The 26,929-nt window shown below is 69.6% G+C and carries 22 protein-coding genes and 1 pseudogene; 16 read left to right on the top strand and 7 right to left on the bottom strand.

What is annotated here, in order from left to right; all coding sequences use genetic code 11:
- Positions 1–38 precede the first annotated feature (38 nt).
- The 11 genes from BLU09_RS27645 to BLU09_RS27595 are packed head-to-tail and all read left to right on the top strand — an operon-like array spanning position 39 to position 14,394.
- Positions 39–647 (top strand): 4Fe-4S single cluster domain-containing protein, encoded by a 609-nt coding sequence (locus tag BLU09_RS27645; RefSeq protein ID WP_244172070.1) that lies wholly within the window; start codon positions 39–41, stop codon positions 645–647.
- A complete protein-coding gene (locus tag BLU09_RS27640) occupies positions 644–1,729 on the top strand; it encodes a hypothetical protein (protein ID WP_090492720.1) in 1,086 nt (361 codons plus the stop codon). The genes BLU09_RS27645 and BLU09_RS27640 overlap by 4 nt, the downstream gene beginning before the upstream one ends.
- The gene (locus BLU09_RS27635; RefSeq protein ID WP_090492719.1) at positions 1,726–2,292 is read left to right on the top strand and encodes a hypothetical protein; all 567 of its coding nucleotides are present in this window, start codon (positions 1,726–1,728) and stop codon (positions 2,290–2,292) included. The genes BLU09_RS27640 and BLU09_RS27635 overlap by 4 nt, the downstream gene beginning before the upstream one ends.
- The gene (locus BLU09_RS27630) at positions 2,289–4,409 is read left to right on the top strand and encodes an AAA family ATPase (RefSeq protein WP_090492713.1); all 2,121 of its coding nucleotides are present in this window, start codon (positions 2,289–2,291) and stop codon (positions 4,407–4,409) included. The genes BLU09_RS27635 and BLU09_RS27630 overlap by 4 nt, the downstream gene beginning before the upstream one ends.
- Positions 4,402–4,668: a hypothetical protein gene (locus BLU09_RS27625; protein ID WP_090492712.1), complete on the top strand. Its 267-nt coding sequence runs from the start codon at positions 4,402–4,404 to the stop codon at positions 4,666–4,668. The genes BLU09_RS27630 and BLU09_RS27625 overlap by 8 nt, the downstream gene beginning before the upstream one ends.
- On the top strand, positions 4,668–7,940 hold the full coding sequence (locus BLU09_RS27620; protein WP_090492711.1) for a hypothetical protein: 3,273 nt from the start codon (positions 4,668–4,670) through the stop codon (positions 7,938–7,940). The genes BLU09_RS27625 and BLU09_RS27620 overlap by 1 nt, the downstream gene beginning before the upstream one ends.
- A complete protein-coding gene (locus tag BLU09_RS27615; RefSeq protein WP_011552956.1) occupies positions 7,937–8,959 on the top strand; it encodes an AAA family ATPase in 1,023 nt (340 codons plus the stop codon). The genes BLU09_RS27620 and BLU09_RS27615 overlap by 4 nt, the downstream gene beginning before the upstream one ends.
- 7 nt (positions 8,960–8,966) lie before the next feature.
- A complete protein-coding gene (locus BLU09_RS27610) occupies positions 8,967–10,466 on the top strand; it encodes a hypothetical protein (protein ID WP_090492710.1) in 1,500 nt (499 codons plus the stop codon).
- Positions 10,467–10,516: 50 nt separating this feature from the next.
- Positions 10,517–11,872, top strand: a complete 1,356-nt coding sequence (locus tag BLU09_RS27605) for a WGR domain-containing protein (RefSeq protein WP_090492709.1) — start codon at positions 10,517–10,519, stop codon at positions 11,870–11,872.
- A gap of 29 nt (positions 11,873–11,901) precedes the next feature.
- On the top strand, positions 11,902–13,251 hold the full coding sequence (locus tag BLU09_RS27600) for a WGR domain-containing protein (protein ID WP_090492708.1): 1,350 nt from the start codon (positions 11,902–11,904) through the stop codon (positions 13,249–13,251).
- A 9-nt stretch (positions 13,252–13,260) separates the two neighbouring features.
- Positions 13,261–14,394 (top strand): STM4014 family protein, encoded by a 1,134-nt coding sequence (locus BLU09_RS27595; RefSeq protein WP_090492706.1) that lies wholly within the window; start codon positions 13,261–13,263, stop codon positions 14,392–14,394.
- A gap of 34 nt (positions 14,395–14,428) precedes the next feature.
- On the opposite strand, the gene BLU09_RS27590 is transcribed toward BLU09_RS27595, so the two are convergent.
- The 6 genes from BLU09_RS27590 to BLU09_RS27565 all read right to left on the bottom strand — a co-directional run bounded on the left by BLU09_RS27590 (position 14,429) and on the right by BLU09_RS27565 (position 21,757).
- Entirely contained in the window at positions 14,429–15,292 is an 864-nt protein-coding gene (locus BLU09_RS27590) for an STM4011 family radical SAM protein (RefSeq protein ID WP_090492704.1), read from the bottom strand.
- A complete protein-coding gene (locus BLU09_RS27585; protein WP_090492701.1) occupies positions 15,289–16,605 on the bottom strand; it encodes an STM4012 family radical SAM protein in 1,317 nt (438 codons plus the stop codon). The genes BLU09_RS27590 and BLU09_RS27585 overlap by 4 nt, the downstream gene beginning before the upstream one ends.
- Entirely contained in the window at positions 16,602–17,411 is an 810-nt protein-coding gene (locus tag BLU09_RS27580) for an STM4013/SEN3800 family hydrolase (RefSeq protein WP_186817842.1), read from the bottom strand. The genes BLU09_RS27585 and BLU09_RS27580 overlap by 4 nt, the downstream gene beginning before the upstream one ends.
- Positions 17,402–18,085 (bottom strand): HAD family hydrolase, encoded by a 684-nt coding sequence (locus BLU09_RS27575; protein ID WP_090492697.1) that lies wholly within the window; start codon positions 18,083–18,085, stop codon positions 17,402–17,404. The genes BLU09_RS27580 and BLU09_RS27575 overlap by 10 nt, the downstream gene beginning before the upstream one ends.
- Positions 18,086–18,247: 162 nt before the next feature.
- Positions 18,248–19,393: an LOG family protein gene (locus tag BLU09_RS27570; protein WP_090492695.1), complete on the bottom strand. Its 1,146-nt coding sequence runs from the start codon at positions 19,391–19,393 to the stop codon at positions 18,248–18,250.
- A gap of 93 nt (positions 19,394–19,486) precedes the next feature.
- Positions 19,487–21,757 (bottom strand): ATP-binding protein, encoded by a 2,271-nt coding sequence (locus BLU09_RS27565; protein WP_244172069.1) that lies wholly within the window; start codon positions 21,755–21,757, stop codon positions 19,487–19,489.
- A gap of 494 nt (positions 21,758–22,251) precedes the next feature.
- Here BLU09_RS27565 and BLU09_RS27560 point away from each other — a divergent pair, with 494 nt between their 5' ends.
- The 5 genes from BLU09_RS27560 (at position 22,252) to BLU09_RS27535 (ending at position 26,806) form a co-directional block, all read left to right on the top strand.
- On the top strand, positions 22,252–23,547 hold the full coding sequence (locus BLU09_RS27560) for a heparin lyase I family protein (RefSeq protein WP_090492691.1): 1,296 nt from the start codon (positions 22,252–22,254) through the stop codon (positions 23,545–23,547).
- 87 nt (positions 23,548–23,634) lie between these two features.
- Positions 23,635–23,952 (top strand): antibiotic biosynthesis monooxygenase, encoded by a 318-nt coding sequence (locus BLU09_RS27555; protein ID WP_090492690.1) that lies wholly within the window; start codon positions 23,635–23,637, stop codon positions 23,950–23,952.
- The gene (locus BLU09_RS27550) at positions 23,946–25,127 is read left to right on the top strand and encodes an iron-containing alcohol dehydrogenase (protein ID WP_090492689.1); all 1,182 of its coding nucleotides are present in this window, start codon (positions 23,946–23,948) and stop codon (positions 25,125–25,127) included. Before BLU09_RS27555 ends, BLU09_RS27550 begins: the two co-directional genes overlap by 7 nt.
- 942 nt (positions 25,128–26,069) lie before the next feature.
- Positions 26,070–26,393, top strand: a complete 324-nt coding sequence (locus tag BLU09_RS27540) for a DUF4150 domain-containing protein (protein ID WP_279627373.1) — start codon at positions 26,070–26,072, stop codon at positions 26,391–26,393.
- Between the two features lie 8 nt (positions 26,394–26,401).
- The gene (locus tag BLU09_RS27535; RefSeq protein WP_090492684.1) at positions 26,402–26,806 is read left to right on the top strand and encodes a hypothetical protein; all 405 of its coding nucleotides are present in this window, start codon (positions 26,402–26,404) and stop codon (positions 26,804–26,806) included.
- Here the strand turns inward: BLU09_RS27535 and BLU09_RS38385 are convergent.
- Positions 26,763–26,929, bottom strand: a pseudogene (locus tag BLU09_RS38385) (ISKra4-like element ISMfu2 family transposase); the annotation flags it as partial. The gene BLU09_RS27535 and the pseudogene BLU09_RS38385 sit on opposite strands and share 44 nt — an antisense overlap.

Genomic DNA, 26,929 nt, shown 5'->3' with positions numbered 1-26,929 from the left:
CCCTGTGCCGCCGCTGCTGGCATGCTGGAGCCGTCTTCATGGCCATCGCCGCAGGCACCCCCAGCTCCGGCCCGACGCTCCGGATTGCCCAGCGAGTCCCCCGCACGGAAGCGGAGGGCCCCGGTGTGCGCTACGCCCTCTGGGTCCAGGGCTGCCCCCTGCGCTGCCCGGGGTGCTGCAACCCGGAGATGTTCGCGACCGAGCGCGGCACCGTGGAGACGGTGCAGGCGCTGGCCCAGGCAATCCTGGCCACCCCCGGTATCGAGGGACTCACCCTGCTGGGCGGCGAGCCCTTCTCCCAGCCCGGTCCCGCCGCGGCGCTGTGCGAGCGCGTCCGCGCCGCCGGGCTGAGCATCATGGTCTTCACCGGCCACACGCTCGCGGAGCTGCGGGCCCAGGCGCGGGACGACGTGGACCGGCTCCTCGCGACGGTGGACCTGCTGGTGGACGGCCGCTTCGAGAAGGACCAGCCGGAGACGGCGCGGCGGTGGATTGGCTCGCGCAACCAGGTGATGCACTTCCTCACCGGCCGCTACGCTCCGCACGACGCGTGCTTCACCGCCCCGAACACGGCGGAGGTGCACTTCGTCGGCGGCAAGCTCGTCATCAACGGCTGGCCCGCGCTCGCCGACCGGCTCCGTCCATGATTCGCGTCGCTCCGTCCGAGCTCGAGCTGCTCACGCTCGCCCGCGCCATCGTCGGCCTGGGGCAGTACGCCCCCGTGGAGGACCTGCTCCGCAACCGGCACGCCGTCCCAGCGAAGTTCAGTCCCGGCGCGATGGAGGTCCTGCGGGACACGCTCGCCAAGGGCAGCGTGATGGCGCTCGCCCGATGCGGCGGCTGGCGCCAGCAGCTCACGGTGCGCGACGGGCAGGCACGCACCGGCCGGCTCTGGGAGCGGCATGCTCCGCCCACCCTGCGCTTCTCCCCCCTCACCTTCCACGTCCTGAAGTGGCTTCTGGAACAGCCCCTGACGAAACACGGGGCCATGCCGCTGGAGGTGGACGGAACCCCCACGCTCGCCGACGAGCTCATCCTCTTTCTCTGCTGCCGTCTGGTGGCGGGCACCCCCTGCGCGCCGGCCCTGGGCGCACAGCACCTCTTCCGCCGCTCCGCCCTCTGCTGGCTGGGCTTCCCGGAGCAGTTCGGGACGCACCGTCCGGAGCTCGATGCCACCGCCTTCGCGCCCCTGCTGGCGGACGGCGCGTGGCTGCTGGAGGCGCTGCGGCGGGAGCTCGCGCAGCGTTGGCGTGGGTTGGAGGAGTCCAAGCGTCACATCGCGGCTCCCGAGGAGGCCCTGGCCCTGGGCATCGCGCAGGAGGCCGTGCTCGCCGCGTTCCTCGACGCGGTGGATGGCGCGGGCCGAAGGGACCTCGCGGGCTTCCTCCTCGAAGCGGCGCGCCCGTTGCTGGAGCAGCCCGCCACGCGCTGGGTGGAGGGGCTGTCTTCCTCGGCGACGTTGTCCTCCCGGGCCGCGGCGGCTCGTGCCGCCGCCGCCTTCCTGCGCGCGCTGGGACGGCTGTCGCGCTGGGACGCGGAGCACCGCGCGGTGCGCTTCTTCGACGACGACTACGACGCCGCCCAGCACCTGCTGTCTGAATGGAACGCCTTCGGTGAAGCAGGCTTCCGCCGCGCCGAGGACCACGCCCGGCAGTTGGCCACCGCCCTCACCAGCGCCAGCGGCGCCTCCGCCACACCTCCACCTTCCTCCGCCGGGAGCGCTTCATGAGCCGCGCCTACCGAGTCTCCGTCTCCGAGTCCCTCAACCGCGTGGTCCAGGCCGAGGACGGCCTCTGCTCCAAGCTGGAATTGCTCCCCCTCCTGTCGCGCGAGGAGCTGGCCGGGCTGCTCGCGGCCGAGCTGGCGAACCGAGGCTTCACGCAAGTGGGCGACGTGGCCCTGCGCACCGAGGCGGATGGTGTCCGCATCGCCATCGACGTCACCACCGGGGACGTCAGCGTCACCCTCAGCGGCGAGCAGGAGGTGGAGCTGAAGGCGCGCGGCGAGCTGGCTGTGGAGAGCCCTCACGAGGTGGAGCAGGCGAAGCTGCGGGCCCAGGACCTGGCGCGCGCGCGGCTCGAGGACGCGGCGGACGTCGCCACGGACAAGCTGCGGCAGCAGGTCACCCAGAAGCTCGAAGGCCGGCTGAAAGACCTCAAGTCGGAGCTGGACTCCATCTCCAACAAGGTGACAGCGGAGGCGCTCAAGGTGCGCGCCGGGCAGCTCGGCACCATCGAGGAGGTCCACGAGGACGCGGCGACGGGCTCACTCACCATCAAGGTGCGCGTATGAGTCAGCGCATCCCCGAGGAGTCACTGCCCACGGAGCTGTCGCCCTTCGCCGCCGTCGAGGCCGCCTACCCCGCCGAGCTGAACCGCGTCTGCGAGGCGCTGCTGCGCGGGCTGCCCGTCATGGTGGAGGCGGACAAGGAGCTGACGCCCTACTTCTACAAGTGCCTGCGAGACAGGCTGAAGAAGGACGGCAAGCAGTTCCTCTACCTGGACGGCCGCACCGCGCAGGAGCCTCCACCGGGCATGCCCGCGCCCAGCATGATGGCCACGCTCATCGCGCAGCTCCGGGACGCGGTGCGTGGCGCGGTGCGCGAGCGCATCGTCGTGCTGCCCCACCTGGACCTGCTCACCACCAGCAACGGCGGGCTCACCAGCGAGGCACGCGAGGTCATCCCCCTGCTGTACGAAAACCCGGAGATGGTCTGGGTCGGGTTCAAGGACCCGTCCTTCGCCGTGCCGCGCGTCATCGAGAACCTCTTCCCCCACAAGGAGAGCATCCTCGGCGTGGGGCGCGACCGGCTGCGCTACCTCATCACCCAGCGCGAGTGCCGCAAGTTCGGAAGGGGCCTGCAGCCCTACGCGCTCTACAAGCACGTCTCCGGCGTCAACGCCGTGCGGCTGCGTCGCCTGCTGGGCGCCATCACCGGTGAGGACTACCCCGCCAACCCAAAGCCCGCGTATGCGCAGCTGCGCTCGGCCACGCTCACCAGTTCGCTCAGCGTGCCGGAGCTGGAGCTGCACGCGGACATCGGCGGCTACACCAAGGTGAAGCAACGGCTCCAGCAGGAGATTCTGGACGTCCTGTCGCACAAGGACACGCTGAGCGACCCGGAGGCGGTGAAGCGCGTGGAGGCGCTGTTGCCACGCGGGATGATTTTCTGGGGCCCTCCCGGCACCGGCAAGACGCTCTTCGCCAAGGCCATGGCCTCGTCGCTGGGCGCGGCGGTCCAGGTGGTGAGCGGCCCCGAGCTCAAGAGCCGCTGGGTGGGCGAGAGCGAGGAGAACCTCCGGCAGATCTTCGTCCGCGCGCGGCAGGCGGCGCCCAGCATCATCGTCTTCGACGAATTGGACTCCTTCGCGTCGGCGCGTGGCACGTACACGGGCTCGGGCGTGGAGCACTCCATGGTGAACCAGCTCCTCACGGAGATGGACGGCTTCCGCAAGGAGGAGCTGGTCTTCGTGGTGGGCACCACCAACTCTGTGGAGTCCCTGGACCCCGCGCTGCTGCGCCCGGGCCGCTTCGAGTTCCAGCTCTGCATTCCCTATCCCAACAGCTCGGACCGGCGCGCCATCCTGTCCATCTACAACCAGAAGCTGGGCCTGGAGATGACAGAGCGCGCGCTGGACTACGCGGTGAAGCGCACGGGCGACCGCGTGGAAGGCACCGGCACGCGCTTCTCCGGCGACCACATCCAGGCCCTGTGCCGGGCACTCGCACGTCGGCGGTTGCGCGAAGGCGCCCAGGGCCCCACCGAAGCGGTGGACGTGGAGCGCGCCCTCACGGAGTTCCTGGACCGGCCGGAGCTCACGCCCATGGAGGAGCGCGTCGTGGCCACACACGAGGCGGGGCACGCGGTGTGCGCGCTCTTCTGTGAGCACGCGCCCGCCATCGACCGCATCAGCATCCGGGGTGACCTGGCGGGCTCGCTGGGGCACGTGCAGTACGCGGACCCGGCGCACCGGTACGTCGTCACGCGAGGCCAGCTGCTGGACAGCATCTGCATGCTCTTCGGCGGCCGGGAGGCGGAGGCGCTGCTCCTGGATGACCTCTCCCTAGGCAGCGCACACGACCTGGAGCGCGCCACGGAGATTGCGCGCGAGCTGGTGGAGGACCTGGGCATGGGCGGAGACGGCGTGCCCGTGCGGCGCTTTGATGCACCGGGACGGCAGGGGGACCGACATGCCCTGTCCGACGCGACGCGAAGCACGCTGGAGGCCGCGATACAGGAAGTCCTGGCCGTCCAACGGGCCCGGGCCCGCGATATCCTCCAGCGCGAGAAGGAGCGGGTCGTGGCCCTGAGAGATTTGCTCATCGAACGCAAGGTGTTGGACCGCGAGGCCTTCACCCATCTGGTGCCCGCGCCCGTGGCGCCGAAGAAGGAGCCCGCGCTTGGCTAGCCTCATCCTCCGCCTCCAGGTGGACCCGGCGACGGGCCGCAAGGACGTCATCATCCAGTACGAGAGCGACGCGGACGCGCTGCCCATGGAGCATGAGGACGAGCACCGGCGGCTCGTGGACTCGCTCATCCAGGGCGGCACGCTGAAAGCCTCCGAACTGGGCCGCGTCATCGTCCAGCGCGACACGCCGTCGGGCAAGGCCACCGAGCCCGCCTCCACCGCCGAGGACGCCTCCGAGAAGGTCCGCCAGAAGGCCTGATGTCCATGCTCGTCTTCACCAGTGAGGAGGCGCTCCACCTGGCGCTGACCTCCGGACTCGTCCCCGCCGAAGTCCAGGCCGCACCCGCCCGCTATCATCGGACGCCCGACGGCGCGCTTCACGTCCTGCCGGAGGTGATGCCCGCGAAGGAGGTGCTCGCGCGCCTCGCGTCCCTCGGCGTGCACGTGACGCGGAGCCGCGCGAAGGAGGCCACGCCAGTCCTCTGCTGGGCGGAGCTGGTGACGGCGCGGCGCGTGCCGCTGGAGAGCGCACCGACCGGCCCGGTGCTGTTCCTACCCCCGAGCGCCGATGCACTCCTCCCCTTGGCGGGCGAGATGCTGCGCCTGGGGTGCGACCGGCAGGAGGTGTGCTTCGCCCAAGCCTCGGGGGGAAGCGGACAGCGCGCCTTGCTGCGCGCGATGGCGCCGCCCTACTTCACCCTCACCAGCGCGCTGGACGCCTCGGGTCCGCTGCGTGCCTTCGTTCCCGCTGTCCCAGGGCAACACTCCGTCTGGGTCGAGGTGGGCTACACGCATCCACTCGCGCGCACGCTGCAAGCGCCCGCGGGGACGTTGCTGCTCGTCCGCGGCGAAGGCCCCTGGCTGACCGCGCCGGACGGCCCGTGGACGGACCTGTACCAACACACCGACCTGCGGCTCCCAGCCCCGGGCGAGGACTGGACGCCCGCGCCCACCCCGGGCCGGCTGACGGTGCCGCTGCGCCTCACGCGAGCCGCACGTACGGAACCCGCGAGCCTGTGGGTGCTGCGAGAGGATGCGCTCGCCCAGGTGGAGTCCCTGGTCCACACGGTGCCGGAGCCGCTGCTCGCGCAGCTTCGCTTCGCTGTCACGGGGCCACCGGAGGCGCCGTGCATCGTGCTCCGTGCCCGAGCGGGCCGGGAGCGCCCCCCGGAGTTGGGCCTGTCGGGCATGGCGTACGCGCCGCTGCCTCAGCTCGCGGACCTCTACCTGCCGTGTGACGGACTGCTGGAGCCCCCCGTGCGAAGGGACCGCCTGCGCGCGCTGCTCGTGCCCCAGGCCGACACCGTGACGTGGCTCCACCCCACCGGGGGTGGAGGCTTCCGCGCGGAACGGCTGCCGGAATCCGCGTTCCAGCCGCTCGACACGTGGGTGGACTACGTCGTGGATGCCGACGCCGACGCACTCATGCCGTGGGTCCGGAGCGCCAGCTTCGACTTCGCCGCCTTCGAGGCCGCGGAGGGTGAGTGGCAGAGCGCGGCCCGCACGATGCAATCGGACGAAGAGGACGACCGGAGCCCGCGAGGCACGCGCCGTAGCCGCCGTGAAGTGCCGGCGCCCCCCGTGACACCAGCGAGCCCGCCCCCCATCGTTGCGGTCCGCGTCGCCCAACCCGTGCCCACCGGGGTCCGCCTGGCGCCGCTCACGCCCGCGCAATCCAGCGCGGTGGAAGAGGAGCTGAGTTCGCTCGAGAAGTCCTTCCTGGCCCTGGAGGTGCCCGCCGATTCGCCGCAGCGGCAGGAGCTCTGGACGCGCATGGCGGAGCTGAACGGGCGGCTGGGCCGCAAGCGCGACGCGAGCCTGTGCTGGACACGCGCGCTGTGGTCCGCGTCCGACACCGAGGCCACCGAGCTAGCACGGCGCTGGTCCGATTCAGAAAACGAAGGAGGCGCCACCCCCGCCGAACGGATGGCGTCCCCCGCGCCCACGGGCGATGACGTGCGCGGCGTCGCCAGCAGCCTGGTGCGCGCGGTGTGCGTCCCAGGTGCGCCCGCGCCTGTCGACGTGGCGGCACTTCAGCGGTGGTTGGACAGGCACGACGCGGAGCTCGACGTCCGGGCGCTCTGGCTCACGCGGACGGCGCTCGACACGCTGGCGGGTGGCGATGCGCTCGGACTTGCGAGAGCGGGCGACCGGCTGCTGGAGATGCTTCAGCGAGGCCTTTCCCTCGCGAGAGACGTGCCGCGCTTCCTGCGAGGTGGCACCGATTCGGCCCATGCGCCCCGGGTGCTGGCGCAGCTCGAGGCCCTGCTGGAGCGGTTCGAGCACACGCCCCGTCGCCGCTCGTCCATCGAAGCGGCGCCTGCCCTCACGCTGGCCTATGTCCGCTATGTCTTCGCCGTGGGACTCGCGCGGCTCGGGCAGGCAGACCGTGCCCGCACCCTGGCGTCCGCGGCGGTGGAGGCAGTCGATGCGAAGGAAGCCATCCACGGCTTCCTTTCCCGAGCGTACGGCGCGCGCGTGGCCCAGGCCCTGGAAGGCCAGCCGCCCGAGACACCGCTGCCGTCCGACATCGCCGCCGAGCTGAATGCCCTGGGGACCTTCCAGCGGTACAAAGTGGATCGGCTGCGGCAGGCGTCGGCGCTGTTGGAGCCCAGCGAGCGGCTCGACCCCGCGAGGGCCTTCGGGCGCGGCGCGAGGGACTTGCGCGGAGAGGAGTTCGCCGCCCTTCGCGACTTGAAGGACCCGGCGCAGGTGGCGGCGCAGGTGGAGGCCCTGACGGGCCGGGCCACCGATGCGACGCTGCCCGCCGAGGAACGGCAGCGGCTCATCGGAGGACTGCTGGACACGCTGCCTCGCGTCGCGCCGGCGCGTGCGCTTCCACTCCTGAACCGGCTCGTCTCATCGATGGAGGCGCTTCCCGGTGAAGCCCAGGCCGTGATGCTGGGGGATGCCCTGACGCTGGCGGCCCTCTTCGGCCGCGCGGACCACGCGATGACGTTGGCGGCGCGGCTGCGCAAGGTGCTCACGGCGCTGGCCCCCACGTCGCCCGCCTGGGGTCAGGGCATCCTGGGTGTGAGCCTGCGCGGCCTGCGCCGGGTCGGCCTGTCTCGCGAAGCCGCCGAGCTGGTGGACGCGGCGCAAGAACGCCTGACGGGGCCCAAGACACCGCTGACGGCGCGGCTCGGCGTGGCGGCGGGCCTGTCCATGCAGGGGCGCACGGCCGAGGCCGTCGACGTGTTCGACGCCGCCTTCGAGTCACTGGGCGCTGCGAAGGGCGGACTCCCTGAGCGGCTGGCGCTGATGCGCAGCCTCGCGAGCGCCCTGGCACATGCCCCCGTGGAGCTGGCGCTTCCGGGGCTGGCGCGCATCTCGGAAGGGCTGCCCATCATCACGGACAGCTACAACACCAACAGCCACTTCTGCCTCTCCGTGGTGGAGCTGGCGGACGCGCTGGTGCAGGGCCACGTGGAGGTGGCGCAAGGCACCGGAGCGCGTGCGCGAAGCTGGCTCGACGAAGACGAATTCCTGGTGCGACGGCGCATCCATCGGGAGCTGGAGGAGCGCACATGAGCAGTCTTCCCGCCATCTCCGAGCTGACGTTCGACGCGCTCTCGAGCGAGGCCCACGGCCTTCGCGAGCGCCTCAACCGCTTCCGCCTGGCGCTGGGCCGTCACTTCGTGGGCAAGCAGACCCTGGTGGACCTGATGACGGTGGCGGCGGTGGCGCAGGAGCCGCTGCTGCTGGTGGGCCCACCGGGCACGGCCAAGTCGGACCTGGTCCTCAAGTTCCGGGACGCGCTGCGCATCCCCAACGAGGATTATTTCGAGTACCTCCTGACGCGCTTCACCGAGCCGTCGGAGGTGCTGGGCCCCATCGACATCAACCTGCTGCGCCAGGGCCGCTACATCCGGCGCGAGGGCGGCAAGCTGCCCACGGCCCGGCTCGTCTTCCTCGACGAGGTCTTCAAGGCCAGCTCCGCCATCCTCAACGCGCTGCTCACCGTCATCAACGAGCGCAAGTTCTACCAGGACGGCGCGCCGCAGCCGGTGAAGCTGAAGGTGCTCTTCGCCGCCACCAACGAGCTGCCCGAGCACGCCGAGCTGGGCGCGCTCAAGGACCGCTTCTGCCTCAAGGCCGCGTGCCGTCCGGTGCAGGACCGCTACTTCCTGGAGCTGCTGGACTCCGGCCTGGATTCGCAGACGCACCGGGAGATGAACCAGAAACCCTGGGCGGAAGGGCACGCCACGCTGGACGACGTGCTCAAGGCCCACCGTTACCTGACGCTGATGATGGGCAAGCGCGAGACGGGCCCGGATGGCCGGGAGCTGCGCGACCGCGACCTGTTCTTCCGCGATGACTTGCTGCGCGAATTCCGCCGCGTGGTGCAGACGCTGACGCGCGAGGACGGCGTGTTCATCAGCGACCGCAAGCTGGTGAAGCTCTACCGCCTGCTGCGGACGCGGGCGTGGATCTTCCACGGCGGCGCGGTGGAGCGGCAGGACCTCCAGCTCCTCTCGTACCTGGGCGAGACGCGGGAAGAAATCGACCTGCTGGAGGAGAAGGTGCCCCGGCTGCTGGGCCTCTCGTGAGTCGCGGATGAGCACGGAGCTGAGAAGCCCTCAGGACACGGAGCGCTGGCTGTGCGCGGGGCTGTGCCTGATTCGGCACGAGGACCTCACGGCCGACGCGTTGACCTCGGCCGTGCCGTGGCTCCTCGCCACGCTCGCGGAGTCGCCTGCCCTGCCCCCACCCGCGTTCATCGCGGACCTCGGCCGGCTCGTCGCGGGGGTTCCGCTCGCGCCCTCCGCGCCCGTTCCCGATACCCAGCCTCGGCTGCGCGCGGCGGTGCGCGCGTATGACGACCACGTACTGGCACGCCTGGCCGCGGAGCCCCATCTGGAGGCGGTCTCCGCCGCCCTCGCACGGTTGCCCGAGACGCTCCGGCCGCGAGGCGTCGCCTTCCTCGTCGCGCGCGTCCTGACCCGCATGGGCTTCACCGCGGGAAGCCCGGTGAGCCCCGCCCTGGCCCGGCGCGTCCTGGAGCGTCCACCCTCGGAGTTGCTCCAGGCGGGCTACACAGCCCTGCGCGAGTCAGGAACCAGCACCGCGCTGGACCGGCTCACTGAAGGCTACGAAGCCATGGCGAGCGCGGCCCGGCGTGCCCATGCCCTGCTCGGCGACGCGGAGTCCTTCACGCTGGAGAACCTGGAACACCTCCAGGGCAAGGCGCAGCGGATGGCCCTGGAGCAAGCCGTGGAGGCGGCGGAGGCCCTGTCGCGAACCCTGCCGCCCAAGCTCCGCGCCCGCCCGGTGAGCACCGCACCGCTCCCCATGGCGTTGGAGGACGAGGCCGCCTTCCCACAAGGTGGATTCTCCTCCGTGTCCAACGTGGGCAGCCTGGAGAACCTCGTCACCTCCGAGCTGGTCTACATGGAGGACGAACCCAACCTCGACCTCTTCGACGTGCGCTATGTGGAGGGCGAACTCCTCTACTACACGCGCGACGAGAGCATCTCCGTTCGCCGCCGGCGCGTCATCACCTTCGTCCTGCCGCCGGACCTCGTGGATGCGCGCGTGAAGGACGCGGGGGTCCGCTGGCAGCGCGTCGTGGTGTCGCTGGGCCTGCTGCTCTGCCTCGTGCGGCGGCTCTCCCTCTGGCTGGGCAGCGAGGAACTCCACTTTCGCGCCGTCTTCCTGCACGCCCATGACGGCTCGGCGCCCCTGGAGGCTGAACGCGGCCTCTGCGAGCTGCTGCTGCGCGAGTGGCGCGCCCGAGGCACGGCGGAGGTCGTCACCGCCGCCACGCTCGACGACGTCCTGGCGGATGCGGAAGCGCGTGCGAAGCGCGCGCGGGTGGACCTGGTGCTGCTCGACGCAAGCAGTCGAGTCGAGAAGATGTCTCATCCCGGCGCCTCCCGGGTCGAGCGGCACGTGCTCGACCTCAGCGGCCCCTCCCCTCGCGTGCGGACCATCCGAGACAAGCGAGAAGACCTGGATTCTCGAAAGTCGGAAGCGCCGATGGGCGCCGCTCTCAACAACGACCCTTGGGAGGCCTGGGTCGGCGTAACGCTTGAGCTTGCGCAAGGGCTTCTCTAGCGTCCGTCTCACAACGCGCCCCACCCGGCGCAACGGACGAAGGACGGGCCATGCCGCGGTACGAGTTCAAGGAAGGCAGCTCCAGCAAGTTCTGGGAAATCAACCTCTCCGGCAACAGCTTCACCGCGCGCTGGGGCCGCATCGGCACCGACGGCCAGGAGAAGACCCAGACCTTCGGCTCTCCCGCCGAGGCCCAGAAGGAGCACGACAAGCTCGTCCGGGAGAAGGAGAAGAAGGGCTACGTCCTGGCCGGCAAGGGCGACGATGACGATTCCGAAGGCGGTGGGGGTGAAGAGCCCGCATCCAATCCGGAGCTCGAGGCCGCCATCCTCAAGGACCCGGACAACGTGGACGCGTACCTCGTCTACAGCGACTGGCTCCAGGGCCAGGGCGACCCGCGCGGCGAGCTCATCGCCATCCAGCACGCGGCCTCCCAGGCCAGCGGCACGGAGGCCAGCGACCTGAAGCGCAAGGCCGCCGCGCACATCAAGAAGTACCAGACGCTGCTGCTCGGCGAGCTGGCGGCCGGGGTGAAGTCAGAGGAGCTGTCCCTGGAGTGGCACCTGGGCTTCATCCGCTCCGCGCGCGTGGGCCAGAAGGAATACGACTCTGACTTCAATGTCCCGGAGACGGCCGGGGCGCTGCTCAAGCACCCCTCCGCGCGCTTCATCCGCAGCCTCACCATCGGCATGGCGAGCTTCGACGGTGAGAACGAATACGGCGAGACCATCCAGGCGCTCGTCGAGGCCGGGGGCTCGAAGACGATTCAGGAGCTCTTCATCGGCGACTTCGAGTACCCGGACGACACCGAGATTTCCTGGACGCACCTGACCGACATCTCCGCCCTGCTCAAGGTGCTGCCCGACCTGCGCAAGCTGCGGCTGCGCGGCGGTGAGCTGGAGCTGGGCGCCATCGACCTGCCCGAGCTGCGCGAGTTCACGGTGGAGACAGGCGGCCTGCCGCTGGCGGCCGTCAAGTCCATCGCCAACGCGAAGTGGCCGAAGCTGGAGCGCCTGGAGGTGTGGTTCGGCAGCGACAACTACGGCGCGGAGGGCGGCGTGGAGGACATCCAGCCCATCCTCGACGGCAAGGGCCTGCCGAACCTCAAGCAGCTGGGCCTGCGCAACTCCGAGTTCACGGACGCGCTCGCCCAGGCGCTGCCCACCGCGAAGGTGCTCCCGCAGTTGGAGACGCTGGACATCTCCATGGGCACCCTGTCCGACGAGGGCGCGCGCGCCTTGGCCGACAAGGCGGCGGCCTTCGCCCACCTCAAGCAGCTCGACGTCACGGAGAACACGCTGACGGACGAAGGCCAGTCGCTGCTGTCCAAGGCGATTCCCCACGCCAACGTGGGCAACCAGCGCGACTACGAAGAGGAGTACCGCTACTCCGCGGTGGGCGAGTAGCGTCACGGCGCACTCCAGGGGGTCACACCATGCCGCGCTTCGAGTACACCGAAGGCACGTCGAGCAAGTTCTGGGAAATCGAACGGAAGGACACCGTCGTCACCACCCGCTGGGGCCGCATCGGCGCTGAGGGCCAGGAGAAGACCCAGAAGTTCAAGCAGACGTATGAAGCGCTGCAGGCGTACCAGAAGCAGGTCCTGGAGAAGACGAAGAAGGGGTACACGCGCATCAAGCCGAAGGACACGGCGCCCGCGGCCAAGACGAACCCGGAGCTGGAGGCCGCCATCCTCCAGGCTCCGGAGTCTGACGACGGCTACCTCGTCTACGCCGATTGGCTCCAGGGCCAGGGCGACCCACGCGGCGAGCTGATGGCCCTCCAGCACGCGCAGCGACAGGCCCAGGGCGCGGAGGCCACCAGCCTCAAGCGGAAGGTCGCGGCCCTGTACAAGAAGCACCAGGGAACACTGCTGGGCGTGGGCCTCACGTCGATGCTCGGCGAGAAAGCCCTGACGCTGGAGTGGCACCTGGGCTTCATCCGTGGCGCGCGCGTCGCGGCGCCGGGTTTCGACTCGGACGCCGACTTCGACGTCGTCGAAACCCTGACGATGCTGCTCCGCAGCCCCTCCGCGCGGTTCCTCCAGGAGCTGACGCTCGGCCTGCCGGACAACGACGGTGACAACGAGTACGGCGACCTCGTCAAGGTCATCACCAGGCTGGCGCCGAAGACGCTTCAGCGGCTGTTCATCGGTGACTTCGTCTTCCCGGACGAGTCGGAGATCTCCTGGGTCAAGCTGGGGAACCTCGCGCCCCTGCTCAAGGCCCTGCCCCAGCTCACCACCTTGAGGCTGCGTGGCGGAGAGGTACGCCTGGGGCCGGTGGAGCTGCCGGAGCTGCGTCGCTTCACGATGGAGTCGGGCGGCCTTCCTCGGCCCGCGGTGCAGTCCATCGCCAGTGCGAAGTGGCCGAAGCTGGAGCAGTTGGAAGTCTGGTTCGGCAGCGAGGAGTACGGCGGACGGTTCCGCCCGAGTGACATCCAGCCCATCCTCGACGCCACGGGGCTGCCGAACCTGAAGCACCTGGGACTGTGCAACGCGGCCTTCTCCGATGAGCTCGCGACCGTGCTGCCGAAGGCCAAGGTGCTGAAGCAGTTGGAGTCGCTGGACTTGTCGAAGGGCACGCTGATGGACACCGACGCCGAGGTCCTGGCGGCGAACGCGGCGGTGTTCAAGCACCTCAAGAAGCTGGATGTGTCGCAGAACCAGCTCACGCGCAAAGGCGTGAAGCTGCTGGCCTCGTTGTGCCCGGACGTCGTGGCGGGGAACCAGCGCGAGATCTACGACGATGACGAAGGCGGTCGCTACGTCGCGGTGAGCGAGTAGTCCGGCATCATGGGCGCGCCTCCGTTCATCCTCGTCGGCAACCCGGAGAACCGGCGCGTCACGCTGTTCCAGGACGCCCTCGCCAGACAGGGGCTTCCCCCGGCGCACGTCGTCCCCTGGCGTGAGCTGCTGGCGTCGCCGGGGCTCCTGGCGGACCTGCCGGACTCGGAGGCGTTCGTCCGCATCGACTCCACGGGCGAGAACTGGGACGTGGAGAAGGCCCTGCTCAAGCGGGGCTACGCGGACGCCGTGGGCCAGGGCTGCTCCGTCCTGACGCCGGAGCAGGTGGACCGCCTGCCCGTGGACCGAGGCCGCATTCTCAGCCCCCGGCAGCACCACCTGGGGTTCTTGCGAGTCCTGGCGGAGCTGGAGTCCATCTTCGCGGCGCATCCCCGCTGGCGCATCCTCCAGAAGCCCTCCGCTATCGCGGACCTCTTCGACAAGCGCATCACCTCCCGCCGCTACGCCGCCCTGGGCGTGCCGGTTCCCGAGCCGCTGGACGGTGTCACGGACGTGGAATCACTCCGCGAACGGATGCGGGAGGAGGACTGCCGCGAGGTGTTCGTGAAGGTGTCGTGTGGCTCCTCCGCGTCGTGCCTCGCCATCTACCGGCGGGGGCGCTCGGCGGACACGCTGACCACCACCATCGAAGTGGCGAAGACGGGCTGGTACAACTCGCTGAAGGTCCGCCGCGTCGAGGCCCCAAAGCAGGTGGATGAAATCCTCACGTATCTGCTGGGCGAGGGCTCACAGGTGGAGCGCTCGATTCCCAAGGCACGGCTGGGCGGCGATTACTTCGACTGCCGGGTGTTGATGGTCCGAGGCGAGCCAGCCTTCACGGTGGTGCGGCAGAGCATGCGGCCCATCACCAACCTGCACCTGGGCGGCTGGCGGGGCGACTTGGACGACTTCCACGCCGCGGTGCCACGGAACGAGCTCGCGGATGCCATGGAGAGCTGCCGCACGGTGGCCCGCAGCCATGACTGCCTCCACGTGGGCATCGACCTCATGTACGAGGAGCACTTCGCCGGGCACCGGGTGCTGGAGGCCAACGCATTCGGCGATTTGCTCCCCAACCTCCGCCGTGACGGGCTCACCGTCTACGAGTGGGAGATTCAAGAAGCCCTGCGTCAGCTCCCGTGATGGACACACATCACGCTGCCGGGAATCGCTCCAGTTACTTCCACAGGGGCGTGGCCGGGACGCGCTCCAGGATGCCGGAGCCGAAGACCCGGTCCAGCTCCAGGTACTCCAGATGCACGTACCCGATATGACACCCACAGGTCTGCTTCGCGCAGGGCCGGGGTCTCAGAGCGGAGTCGAAGTCCGGCGCGTAGATGTTGCCAATCGGCTCGTCAATGAAGTGGCACCGCCGCGCCGTGCCCTCGCCGTCCACGGAGATGACGGACTCCCCGCCCCGGCACGCGCGGCCCAGGCTCGGGTGACGCGTGTTGTTCACCGGAAAGAGCGGGTCCAACCGCGTGAAGCGCGCCACGTCTTCCGCTGTGTACGGCTCCTCCTGCCCGTCCTTCACCGCGTTGATCCACAGGTAGGTGTCCGCGGGAAGCTCTGCACGCAGGGCCTCCGCCTCGTCCGTGAAGCGGAGGAACCCCACCACGCCCACGCTGTGCCGCACGCCCAGCTCGGTCAGCTTCGCGCACTGAGCCACGAAGCGGTGCCGCCGGGTCCACTCCGGGTGGTACGTGGCCCAGATGCCCAGCTTGTCCGCGCGCGCCTGGGCCACCCAGTCCAGATTGCAGGACAGGTTCGTCTGGATGGCCAGTCGCCCCACATGCGGCAGATGTGACAGGCGGGCCAGCGCCTCTTGATACCAGGGCCAGATGAGCGCCTCGCCCCACGGCGTGAAGAACACCGACACCGTGTCCTGCGTGCGCGCCTCCACCCACGCGACAAAGCGCTCCAGGTCCGCGCGGTCCTTGGCCAGCTCCTCCTCGGTGTGCTTCCACTTGCCGAAGGGGCAGTACTCGCAGCCGTAGTTGCAGCTGGACAGCGGGCCCCGATAGAGCACGGTGAGCTTCATCGCCAGGCGTACTCCTTCATCATCGCCTGCACCTGCTCGGAGTGCAGCCAGGGGCCAATCAGGTCGGAGCGCTCCACGCCCGCCGCGGTGAGCTGCACCACGCCACCGTGCTTCCGCGCCAGTCCGTGCGCCTCCAACTCCTCCAGCTCCGGGAAGTCCTCCAGCGCGTCGGTGCAGAAGCGCTGCCGGTACACGGCGAGGTCTACGCCGTCGGCCAACAGCGACAGCAGCATGTAACGGCGCCGCCGCTCCGCGGAGTCCAGGCGGAAGCCGTAGCCCACCTCGCCGAACGACGCCTCGGTCCGCTCGCTGTACGACGAGATGATGGAGCGCACCTCGCGAGAACCCACCGCGTACTCAGACGAGTAATGCACCTGCCCCGTGTACGAGCGCGCCCCGCAGCCCAACCCCACCATGCCGTCCTCCTGGCAGCGATACACCGGACCGCCCGCGTCCGGCGCATGGCGAGCACGGAACATCCGCATGGAGACCTGCGTGTAGCCCTCCGACAGGAGGAAATCGCGGCCCACGCGATACAGCGAGAGGCGCAGGTCGTCCCACGCCCGCGCCTTCTTGCCCAGGAAAGTCAGCGGCCGGACGTAGAGCGGGTAGAGATAAATCTCCTCCGGCGAGTAACGAAGCGCCGTGCGCAGCGAGTAGAGGAAGCTCTCCTCCGTCTGCCCCTCCATGCCGTAGATGAGGTCCAGGTTCAGCGTGGGGAAGCCGGTGGTGCGAATGAGGTCCAGTGCGGCCTCCACCTGCGCTGTCTTCTGGGGCCGTTTCACCGCGGCCACCTCCGCCTCGATGAAGCTCTGGATGCCCATGCTCACCCGGTCCGTGCCGCGCGAGCGCAGCACCTGGAGCTTCTGCGCGTCCACCGTCTCCGGCGACACCTCCACGGACACGGGGATGTTCTTCATGTCCGCGCCCATGACGCCCTCGGCCATGTCGAACACGGTGTTCAACCCCGCCACGTCCAGCAGCGTCGGCGTGCCGCCGCCAATGGCGGCCCGGGCGAAGCTCGCCGTCCCCAGCGCCTCCTTCACCCGCTTCGTCTCGCGCACCAGCGCGCCCAGGTACCCGTCCACCACGTCCTGCTTCGGCCCGGCGGCGGTGAAGAGGTTGCAGAAGCCGCAGCGCATCTCGCAGAAGGGCACGTGGATGTAGAGGAACAGCGCGTCGCGCCGCTCCTCCGCCCAGACGGACTCCAACGGGAGCGCGGGCGTGAAGGGCCGGTAGGCCGTCTTGTGCGGGTAGCCGTAGAGGTACGCCACATAGGGCGACCCTTCGAGCATCTGCTCCAGACGCGTCATGGTGCGGTTTCTCGAGGTAGCAGGAATTCAGCGTAGGGCACCGTCCACACCACGGGGTGGGCCAGGCGATGGCCGGTGAAGCCGTCCTCGCCGTAGGTGGTGCCATGGTCCGAGCAGACGATGCAGAAGGCGGGGCCCCGGCGCCGCAAGGCGGCGAACAACGGAGGGAGCTGCGAGTCCACGTACGCCAATGCCGCGGCGTGCGACTCGCGCGAGTCCTGGCTGGCGCCGGGCACATAGTGCCGGTTCGGCTGGTGCAGCGCCGACACGTTGATGAAGAGGAAGACGCGCTGCTCACGCGGCAGCGCCTCCAGCCGCTGGACGGCCAGCGCCACCTGGTGCTCGGTGGACCGAGGGTCCGTCACGCCCAGCTCGGGGCTCCAGTGGCTCTCCGCGAAGAGCCCGGGGAGCACGTTGCCCAGCGGATTACGCTTGTTGAAGAAGCCCACGCCGCCAATGCAGATGGTGTGGTACCCGCGGCCCGCCAGCCCGGTGACGAGGTCCGGCGCGTCCAGCACGCAGGTGCCCGAGGCCGTCGTCTCGCTGCCCTCGAAGCGCATCGAGAACAACCGGGGATGCAGCCCCGGCGTCGCGGGCGTGGGCAGGAAGCCCGCGAAGAAGGCGTGGTGCGCCGCGTACGTGAAGCTCGCGGGAGAGTGACGCTGCTCCCACCGGCCTCCGGGCAACAGCGCGGAGAGGTTCGGCGTGCGCCCCTGGGCCGCGAGCGCCTCGGCGACGTCGTAGCGCAGGGTATCCAGGGTGATGAAGAGCAGGTCGTGCGTGCCGACCACCGCGTTCATGTCCATCGCGTGAGCACTCCGGCGATGTCGTCGATGCGCGAAGGGATGCACTCCACCGTGAACATGGGCGGAGGCAGCGCGGAGGGCCACGGCCGGCCATGAGACACCCAGCAAGTAGCCATCCCCAGCCGCGCGGCGCCCACGACGTCCCGCTCCGGGTCGTCGCCCACGTGCAGTACCTCTTCCGGCGAACGTCCGACGTGGGCCAGCGCGGCCTCGAAGATGCGGGCATCCGGCTTCGAAGCGCCCACCTCGCCGGAGAGGAAGACATCCGGCAGGACCTTCGCGAGCCCCGCGCGGGCCAGCTTCGTGCGCTGCACCCGCGCCGAACCATTGGACACCACCGCCACCGGCCGGCTGCGGGCCACGGAGGCCACCCAATCACAGACGCCCGCGTCCTCCTCGACGAGCAGAGGCAGGCGCGACGCCATGTCCTCCCAGAGCGCGTCTGGCGTGAGGCCCAGGCATGGGAACGCCTTCGTCACCTGCTGGCAGAACGCGCTCCGGGACGCGCCGCCACGCCCATCCACCTCGTGCATCCAGAGCACGGCTTCGGCACGCCGAGCCTCGGAGAGCAACGACAGGTAACGGGAGACGAGGGTGTCCACGTAGCGCGTGAAGGCGCCCGCGCGGTCAATCAGCGTGTCATCCAAGTCGAAGAAGACGGCCCGGGGCCGCATCCGAGCACTCCTTCCCGAGGCGAGGATACGCCGCCCCGGCTGTGTCGAACAGCGACAACGCAGTGGGGCGACCGCGTCCAGGCGGATTCGCCGGGCCCCTGCCCCCGAGCCTGCCCGTTGGAAGGCGGGGGAGTCGGAGATTCCCGGCGAAGCAGCGGGCGGTCAGAGGAACGGATGCGCCTCGCGGTCGAACGCCTCCAGCGCCCGGACGACCTCCTCCTGCGAATCCGTGAGCATGAGGTAGCGCGCATAGTCGTAGCCCTGCGCGAGCTGGTGCACCAGCGGGTACACGGGCCGGGTGCGCGTCCAGAACTCGGTGCCCAGGAAGATCATGGGGCTGATGACGCCCACCGAGTTGTAGTGGTTCTGGCACGCGTCCTGGAACACTTCCTGGATGGTGCCCGCGCTGCCGGGCGAGTAGATGATGCCGCCCTTGGCGATGGTCAGCAGGCCGTCTTCCCGCACGCTGTTGGCGAAGTACTTCGCGATGTGCGTCGCGAAGGGGTTGGGCGGTTCATGCCCGTAGTGCCACGTGGGGATGCCCAGGCTGGCGCAGTACGGCAGGTCGTCCTTGCCCAGGGGAAATGCCCGGCGAACGTCGAAGGCGCGCGAGAGCCACTCGCGGTCCGTGTAGCTGGGCGCCTGCGCAAGCAGGGCCAGTCCCGCGTCCAGCTCCGCCTCCGTGCGCCGCGCGAACCACACGCCCACGTGCGTGGCCTCCATGGCGCCTGGGCCACCGCCGCTGACCATGAAGAAGCCACGGCGTGCCAGCTCGCGCGCCAGGGAGGCCACCGCGCGATAGTCCGACTGGCCGCGCTTCATGGAGTGGCCGCCCATGATGGCCACCACCTTGCGCACGCCCCCGGACCGGTACAGCAATCCTTGCATGGCCTCCGTGACCGAGTGGTCGTGGAGCCGCTGCGCCAGCGTCTCCAGCAGCGCGGGAGGACTGCCGCGCCCGTTCGCCGCCCAGTGCGCGTAGATGCGCGCATCCGGCGTGTCCGCGTAGGACTCCGGCTGAGCCGGGTCGAAGCCCGCGTACAGCTCCTCCGGCGTGTACAGCGCGCCACGGTAGGGTTGATAGGGCACGCCGGAGATGGGCGGGAACACCATGGCCCCATGCTCCACGGTGGCCTTCAGCGCATCCTTCTCCAGCTCACAGCCCAGGAAGACGGCGCCCACGAGCTTGGCGGAGGCCAGTTCCTGGGTGTACCGCCGTAGATCCAGCCCTTGGATGATGACGTTGGCGAACCCGACGCCCGCCGAGAGGTGCCGCTCGAATGCCTTGATGGTCCCGATTTCGATCACACATGAACAATTTCACGCCTCGCCGCCCTGGGGTAGCGAGGAGTGCAGCGCATGGCGAATGTGCATCTTCGCGGCCCCATGGGCCCCTGACGCTCAGCGCCGCGCCTCCAGCACCCGCAGGCACGCCTCCGCCTGAAGCAGCTCCAGGCGGGCTCCCGCGGCGGACGCATCTCTCGCCGCGAGCTGGAGCTGACGTCCGGCTTCATCCAACTCGCCCAGTTGCAACTGGGCCCGCCCCAGCACGCACCGGAGCAACGACTGGAGGCGCCGATCCTCCAGCATGGACGCCAACTGGAGTCCTCGCAGTGCGTCCTCTTTCGCCAGCTCGGGCGCGCCCGCGCGCGTATGCAGCAGCGCCAGGCCATGGTGCGTGTAGGCCATGCCCCGGCGGTCTCCCGTGCGGGAGTCCAGCTCGAGCGCGAGCTGGAAGAAGTGCGCCGCGCGCTCCCTGTCACCTGCCCGCGAATACGCATCGCCCAGGTTCAGCAGCGCGGTGGAGTGCTCCCACGTATCCCCCGCGCGCTCGCTCCAGCGCAGGACCTGAGCGAATTCGGACGCCGCGGCCTCCGGGAATCCCAGCCCGAGCTGCACGCTGCCCATGGCCCGGTGGAGCAGCGCCTCCACGCCCGCCCACGCGGGGCCGTCTTCGCGGACCGCCTGCTGCAACTGCTCGCGGGCCAGGACAATCCTCGCGCGCGCCTCCTCGAACCGCCCTAGCGCGGACAGCGCCAACGCGGACAGCGCGTCCAGCGACACCGACAACAGCGGCGCCGCGGACAGACAATCCCGGCGCCCCTCCCTGTCGAGCCCCAGCACCTCCTCATACCTGCCGAGCGCGAGCACCACCGACGCCCGCTTGAACAGACGCCGGGCCCGGTCCCCCGCGGGAGACGCCAACCCCTCATCATCCAGCTTCCGCGCCGTATGCCATGCGGCGTCCGCTTCCGCGGGCTCGCCCGCAAGCCGGTGCGCGTCGCCCATGTATTCCCAGAGCCTCCGCTGCCACTCCCGCGCGGCGTCTGGCTTGAGCGCGTTCGCCAATCCCAGCGCGAAGCGATACACAGCCATGGCGGGCCCCGGCTCCAATGCCGCCAGGTTCCAGCCTGCCAGTGATACCAGATAAGGCAGTGCCCGGGAGGATTCCTCCGCTGACAGCCATTGCCGCGTCAACTCCATACAGGCGCGTTGACGCAGCGGCTCCGGGAGGGCCTCATAGGCTTCCGCGGCCCGCCGGTGTGCCGCGGGCAACTCCGCCTCCGGCAGCTCGTCGACGCCCGGGGCGGGCTCCACCGCCCACGTGTACCGGCCTCCCGCGACGGAGCGCAGCCAGCCCCCCGTCTCCAGCAGCGCCAACGGCCCTACCCCACCCGCCAACGCCACCAGCACCGCCCGGGGAAACGACGGGCCCAGCACCGACGCCGCCCGCAGCACCTCCCGCTGTGCCGGGGGCAGCAAGGCCTGCCGCGCCGCATATACCGCCTCGCCCGTGAGTGGGACCTCCCGCTCGGACTGCTCCTCGTGCAGGGTCACCGCGTGCAGCAGGTGCAGCGGGTGTCCGGCACTGCCGCGCAGCAGCGCCACCCGGGCCGCGGGCGTCAGTGTCCCCCGGTTCCGCAGCCGGCCCTCCAGCAGCGCCGCGGACTCGGCGGGCCCCAGCCGCCCCACCGTCAGGACTTCCGCCGTGAGAGGCGCCGGCGCCGTGCCACTGGGGCGCTGGAGCGCCAGCAACAGCAGCGGCGTGTGTGACAGCCGCGACACCAGCTCCTCCACCAGCGCATGACTGAGCGCGTCCCCATGCTGCCAGTCCTCCAGCACCAGCAGGCGCGGACGGCGGTGGGGCATCAGCGCGTGGCACAGGGAGTCGAAGAGGGCGGTGCGCTCGGAGGCGAGGCTCGCCGGAATGCCCTGGCGCTCGCGGCCTTCCAGGAAGCGCTGGATTCGCTCCGCGTCCGCGCTGGACACGCGGCCCGTCCCGGCGGGCGGGCTGAGCGCCCGCGTGGCGTCCAGCAGCTCCCGGAAGATGCCCGCCGGTGCGCCCGGCAGCGCCAGGCCACTGCCTTCCCAGACTTCGAAGCCATCCGAGGCCAGGGACTCCACGAAGGCGTCCTTGATGCGCGTCTTGCCCATCCCCGCCTCCCCCATCAACCACACCGCCCGTCCCAACCCGCGCCGGACATCCTCCGCCAGCCCCATCAGCCGCTTCAGCACCGCGACACGGCCCACCAGCGGCGGGTGACACAACCCTGGCGCCCATCGGCGGACCGGCGCGTCCCGGGGCACCCCCGCCGCGCTCCGCGGGCACGCCAGTACGCCTCCCAGGAAACGCGCCCCACACGCAACGCACGAGCCCGAAGCCGGGTTCATGGTCACCTCCCTGAAGGATGACGCTGTGTGAGTCGAGCGCCGGTCCTTCGCGTCGCCGGTACGACCCGGGGTGTTGTAGCGCCGGCATGCACCTGGCGCCTCCGACCGCCAGGGGTGTGGGACTGTTCGCTCCCCACCGCACACCCCCGACTCGCGTCGCAGTGCACTCCGGCGCCCGCCCAGGCCCGCAGTGCATCGAAAGTCTCACGCCCAGCGCGATTCCAGTGCCCGCATCGCACAATGACAGACAATTCCAATCACGCCGAATGAAACAGAAACAAGGTACGCCCCGGCTGGCGCCTGGAGAGCAAGCAGGCGCGAAATCGCGTGTTGAATACGAAATACTTTTGACGGATGCTCGTTGAGAGCTCGACACGGCAGCGACCCGCCGTGACCTTGGAGAAGCCCACCTAGCAAAGCCAAGCACCCCCCCGCCCGTCCCCCCACGGCGCGGACTCCCCCTCGTCTGTCTTTAGTTCCCAGAGAGCCCCCCAATGAAGAAGACCCTCCTGCTGGTTGGAACGCTGCTCGGTATGAGCAGCACGGGCTGCGGCGCCCCTGAAGATGATGTTTCATCTGAAGCCGGTGCGTCCCCCATCGAATTCGACGCCCTCGGCAACTCCGCGGTCAGCGCCGCGGCGTTGACCACCCCCGGTTGCACCGCGCTGACGGCCCGGTCGGTGATTTCCAACGGCCACGACGGGAACGTCCCAGCCAATACCATGGACGACAACCTGGGCACGCGCTGGAGCCGGAGCGGCCGGGGCTCTTGGGTTGACTATGACCTGGGCTCCATCCAGCAGGTCGCCGGTGTCTCCGTCGCGTGGCACCAGGGCAATACCCGCACGAATGAGTTCTTCGTCTCTGTCTCACCGGATGGCTATACCTATACACAGGTCTATTCGGGTAAGAGCAGCGGCACCACGGCCGCCGCGGAGACGTACAGCTTCAAGGCCGTCAACACGCGCCGGGTTCGCGTCACCTTCCTGAGCAACAACGTCAATGAATGGGCCAGCATCGCCGAGGCGCGTGCCTGCTCGTCCACGACGTCGACGCCCACCGACCCCACCCCCAACCCGGATCCCACGCCGGAGCAGCCGCCCCCGGGCACCGGCGCCAGCGTGGTGTGGGTCGGTGACTTCGAGACCAACAGCCGCTCCCAGTGGAGCCACACGCAGATGGTGAGCGCGGACCGGCTGGCGGTGGTGAGCTCGCCCGCGCGGCAGGGCCGCTACGCCCTCAAGGCCACCGTGCGCAAGGGCGACGACCCCATCAACTCCAGCGGCAACCGCAACGAGCTGGTGCGCATGACGCGCGAGGCCACGGGCTCCGAGTACTACTACCGCTTCAGCACCATGTTCGACTCGAGCTTCCCCAGCGCGAAGACGTGGCAGCTCTTCACCCAGTGGCACCACGAGGGCGACTCCGGTTCGCCTCCGGTGGAGTTCTACGTCTACGGCGAGGAGATTCGCCTCAACATCGGCGGCAACCCGGGCACCATCGTCTGGCGCACGCCGCTGGTTCGCGGCCGCTGGCTGGACTTCATCTTCCACGTGAAGTGGTCGCCGGACTCCAAGGTGGGCTTCGTGGAGCTGTACCTGGACGGCAAGGTGGTGCTGCCCAAGCGCTACATCGCCACGCAGTACAAGGGTCAGCTCAACTACCTGAAGGTCGGCCTGTACCGGAATGACACCATCAGCCCCGTGGGCATCGTCTACCACGACGGGTGGACCATGGCCCGCAAGCTGGAAGACGTCATCAGCCCGACGGCGGTCCTCAAGGCCCCGTAGGGACTGACGGGCAGCCAACACGCCTGCCCCCACCCGGGCCGGAGGTCGCGTCCCCACGCGGCCCCGGCCCGGAGTAGTTTCCGGGGCATGTCCCACAGTCTCCTCGTCGTTCACGTCCAGGTCCACGTCAAGCAGGAGCACGTGGACGCCTTCCACCAGGCCACGCTCGCCAATGCGCGAGAAAGCGTGAAGGAGCCTGGCATTGCCCGCTTCGACGTCCTGCAGGACGCCGAGGACCCCACGCGCTTCGTGCTGGTGGAGGCGTACCGGACGCCGCAGGCCCCCGCCGCGCACAAGGAGACGGCGCACTACCTCACCTGGCGCGACACCGTGGCGCCGATGATGGCGGAGCCCCGCACCAGCCGGAAGTTCGTCAACCGCTTCCCTGAAGACGCCGGGTGGTGACGGACGTGAGCGCTTCTTCCTCGTTCGAGTTCGCCACCGCCACCCGCGTCCTCTTCGGCCCGGGCCGCCTGACCGAAGCGCCGGAGGCCATCCGCGGCCTCGGGGGCTCCCGGGTGCTGCTCGTCACCGGCGCGAATCCCTCCCGCGCACGGCCCCTCCACGACGCATTGGAGCGCCTGGGCCTGGGGGTGACTGTCTTCTCCGTAGACGGCGAGCCCACCGTGGAGCGTGCTCGCGAAGGCACCGCGCGCGTCGCGGAAGCAGGCTGTGATGTGGTGGTGGCCCTGGGCGGAGGCAGCGCGCTGGACGCGGGCAAGGCCATTGCCGCGCTCGCCGCGAACGGGGGCGACCCGCTGGACTACCTGGAAGTCATTGGCCGGGGCCAGCCGCTCACCCGCCCGTCCCTGCCCTTCATGGCCATCCCCACCACGGCTGGCACGGGCTCCGAGGTGACGCGCAACGCGGTGCTGGGCTCGAAGGACGCGAAGGCGAAGGCCAGCCTGCGCAGTCCACACATGCTGCCGCGCGTGGCGCTGGTGGACCCGGACCTGCTCACGGGGGCGCCCGCCGCCGTGCTCGCGTCCAGTGGGATGGATGCGCTGTCGCAGCTCATCGAGCCCTTCCTCTCCGCGCGCGCCAACCCGCTGACGGACGCGCTGGCACGCGAGGGCCTGCGAAGGTCGGCCCGCTCGCTGCGGCGCGCGGTGCTGGACGGTCCGGATGCGCCCGCCCGCGAGGACCTGGCCCTGGCCAGTCTCTTCGGCGGTCTGTGTCTGGCCAATGCCGGCCTGGGCGTGGTGCACGGCTTCGCCGCGCCCCTGGGTGGCATGTTCGACGCGCCCCACGGCGCGGTATGCGCGGCGCTGCTGCCCGCGGTACTGGACGTCAACCTGCGCGCGCTGCGGGCCCGTGCGCCAACGCATCCATCACTGCCCCGGGTGCAGGAGTTGGCGGCGCTGCTGACGGGGCGGGTGGATGCAAGGGCCGAGGACGCCGTCACGTGGGTGGACGAACTTCGCGCGGCGCTGGGCGTGCCGGGGCTTGGACGCTACGGGTTGACGGAGGCCCAGGTGCCCGCGCTGGTGGCGAAGGCCAAGGAGGCCAGCAGCATGAAGGCCAATCCCCTGGCGCTGACAGACGCGGAGCTGGCGGAAATCGCCAGCCGGTCGCTCTAGGCAGACGGAAGACACTCCGGCCGATGGTGCCGTGCAGCCCGCTCGGCACCATCCGGCACCTCCGCGCGAACATCCCCCTGATGCCGCATGTCGTGCCACGCGCGACGGGGCCCGTGACACCGCAATGCCGCGGGCCCTCCACGAGACGCTCACCTTCTCTGCCGACTCGCAGGAGGAATGACCATCATGCGCCCGATGGCGCTACCCCGCAGAGCCAAACATTAGCGTCCAATACAAAACATACACCCTGCACACACAGACACCCGCCCTCACCTTGCTGCAGACCCGTACGGCGCGCGCGGTCCTGGTTGGAGGCATCGACAGCCATGTGGACGCCGGAGTGCTCGGTATGCTGGACCAGGAGGGACGGGTTCATGCGGAGGAGGTTTTGGATGGCTTCGTGCCAGGCGAAGGCGCTGGGTTTCTCTTGCTGTCCTCGCAGAGAACCCTCCCGAACTCCACGGCCATTGCCTATGTGTCATCTCCGGGCCTGGGAGAGGAACAGGGACATCGGTATAGCGAAAAGCCATACCTGGGCGATGGACTGGCAGATGCAGTCCGCGCCGCGGTCGAGGGGGCCTCTGGCCTTCCGGTTCGAGCCGTGTTCGCGAGCTTGAACGGCGAGAGCTTCGGGGCAAAAGAATGGGGCGTGGCCTTCATCCGCAACCGAGAGGCCCTGCACCCGGAACTGCGCATGGAGCACCCCGCGGATTGCTTCGGAGACCTCGGGGCGGCGACTGGCCCGGTCCTCGTTGGACTCGCGGCGCTCGGACTGAAGAGAGGCCACTTGCCCGGACCATGCCTTGCTTGGTGTTCTTCAGAAACTGCTCCGCGCGCCGCCACCCTCGTGAGCAGTGAACCCATGCCGTCATAGGGGCAGCGCCAATGGCAAGTTCGGTCTTCGTCAATTTCCGAGGCGTGGTGCATCAGGGAAGCGGAGGCATGAACACGGTCTTCCCCGACGTATGCAAGACGCCAACGCCCTCCGGGCCCGTCCCCATTCCCTACCCGAACATTGGCAAGTCCAGCGATACGGCGAAGGGCCCCAAATCCGTCGTGGTCGAGGGAAAAATGCCAATGGTCAAGGGCGCGAAGTACAGCCTCACCGCGGGCGACGAAGCCGGTTCCGCAGGGGGCGTCGTGAGTGGCTCGACCAAGGGCGAGGCGGAATTCATGCTCTATTCCTTCGACGTGAAGTTCGAAGGCAAGAACGTGTGTCGCATGGGTGCCCCCCTCTTCCACAACAAGAAGAACATCATGGGTTGAGGCTCACCATGCCCAATCAGTTCGATGGTGCCACCGGGATTGCCGCGAAGCAGGCCGACGAGGAAGAGGCCCCGGACAAGAAGAAGTGCAAGTGGTCCAACTGCGAGGGACACGAGAAGGACCTCGACTCGGAGTACAACCCAAAGGGAACGGGGAACGTGTCGCGCCAGGGCCAAAAGCTACGGGATACCCTGCACGGGAAGAACCTGGAGCCATGGGCCAAGGGAGGTCATGGCGAGACCAACGTTCGCAAGATGTACCTAGACCAGCGCAAGGATGGCACCATCACGCTCAAGGCGGAGACCCATCCCTATCGGGTCGAGGCCCATCACATCTTGCCTGTTGAGCAGGGTGTGGCTCCCATCCTGATCAAGCTGCGCGCCGCACCTCGGCCCTCTGCGGTGCAAGCGTGAGGTGCATGGCTGCGTCCCACCGTTCGGAGAGCACCAGGGCGCGCAAGTCCAGGATGTGCTGGCCGGACGCCTCCTTCCAGCGGGCGCCGGGGCGCTTCATGCGCAGGGAGACGAGAGACTTGC

Origin of the sequence: Myxococcus virescens, from assembly GCF_900101905.1 — a bacterium.
GTDB lineage: Bacteria > Myxococcota > Myxococcia > Myxococcales > Myxococcaceae > Myxococcus > Myxococcus virescens.
Note: the sequence above shows the minus strand (reverse complement) of the source record. Positions and strands in the feature narration are given on the sequence as shown.

Excerpts from the sequence above, each read along its gene's own strand:
- BLU09_RS27645 (WP_244172070.1), top strand. The coding sequence starts at position 39 with ATGGCCATCGCCGCAGGCACCCCCAGCTCCGGCCCGACGCTCCGGATT.
- BLU09_RS27640 (WP_090492720.1), top strand. The coding sequence starts at position 644 with ATGATTCGCGTCGCTCCGTCCGAGCTCGAGCTGCTCACGCTCGCCCGC.
- BLU09_RS27635 (WP_090492719.1), top strand. The coding sequence starts at position 1,726 with ATGAGCCGCGCCTACCGAGTCTCCGTCTCCGAGTCCCTCAACCGCGTG.
- BLU09_RS27630 (WP_090492713.1), top strand. The coding sequence starts at position 2,289 with ATGAGTCAGCGCATCCCCGAGGAGTCACTGCCCACGGAGCTGTCGCCC.
- BLU09_RS27620 (WP_090492711.1), top strand. The coding sequence starts at position 4,668 with ATGTCCATGCTCGTCTTCACCAGTGAGGAGGCGCTCCACCTGGCGCTG.
- BLU09_RS27615 (WP_011552956.1), top strand. The coding sequence starts at position 7,937 with ATGAGCAGTCTTCCCGCCATCTCCGAGCTGACGTTCGACGCGCTCTCG.
- BLU09_RS27610 (WP_090492710.1), top strand. The coding sequence starts at position 8,967 with ATGAGCACGGAGCTGAGAAGCCCTCAGGACACGGAGCGCTGGCTGTGC.
- BLU09_RS27605 (WP_090492709.1), top strand. The coding sequence starts at position 10,517 with ATGCCGCGGTACGAGTTCAAGGAAGGCAGCTCCAGCAAGTTCTGGGAA.
- BLU09_RS27600 (WP_090492708.1), top strand. The coding sequence starts at position 11,902 with ATGCCGCGCTTCGAGTACACCGAAGGCACGTCGAGCAAGTTCTGGGAA.
- BLU09_RS27595 (WP_090492706.1), top strand. The coding sequence starts at position 13,261 with ATGGGCGCGCCTCCGTTCATCCTCGTCGGCAACCCGGAGAACCGGCGC.
- BLU09_RS27590 (WP_090492704.1), bottom strand. The coding sequence starts at position 15,292 with ATGAAGCTCACCGTGCTCTATCGGGGCCCGCTGTCCAGCTGCAACTAC.
- BLU09_RS27585 (WP_090492701.1), bottom strand. The coding sequence starts at position 16,605 with ATGACGCGTCTGGAGCAGATGCTCGAAGGGTCGCCCTATGTGGCGTAC.
- BLU09_RS27580 (WP_186817842.1), bottom strand. The coding sequence starts at position 17,411 with ATGGACATGAACGCGGTGGTCGGCACGCACGACCTGCTCTTCATCACC.
- BLU09_RS27575 (WP_090492697.1), bottom strand. The coding sequence starts at position 18,085 with ATGCGGCCCCGGGCCGTCTTCTTCGACTTGGATGACACGCTGATTGAC.
- BLU09_RS27565 (WP_244172069.1), bottom strand. The coding sequence starts at position 21,757 with ATGAACCCGGCTTCGGGCTCGTGCGTTGCGTGTGGGGCGCGTTTCCTG.
- BLU09_RS27560 (WP_090492691.1), top strand. The coding sequence starts at position 22,252 with ATGAAGAAGACCCTCCTGCTGGTTGGAACGCTGCTCGGTATGAGCAGC.
- BLU09_RS27555 (WP_090492690.1), top strand. The coding sequence starts at position 23,635 with ATGTCCCACAGTCTCCTCGTCGTTCACGTCCAGGTCCACGTCAAGCAG.
- BLU09_RS27540 (WP_279627373.1), top strand. The coding sequence starts at position 26,070 with ATGAACACGGTCTTCCCCGACGTATGCAAGACGCCAACGCCCTCCGGG.
- BLU09_RS27535 (WP_090492684.1), top strand. The coding sequence starts at position 26,402 with ATGCCCAATCAGTTCGATGGTGCCACCGGGATTGCCGCGAAGCAGGCC.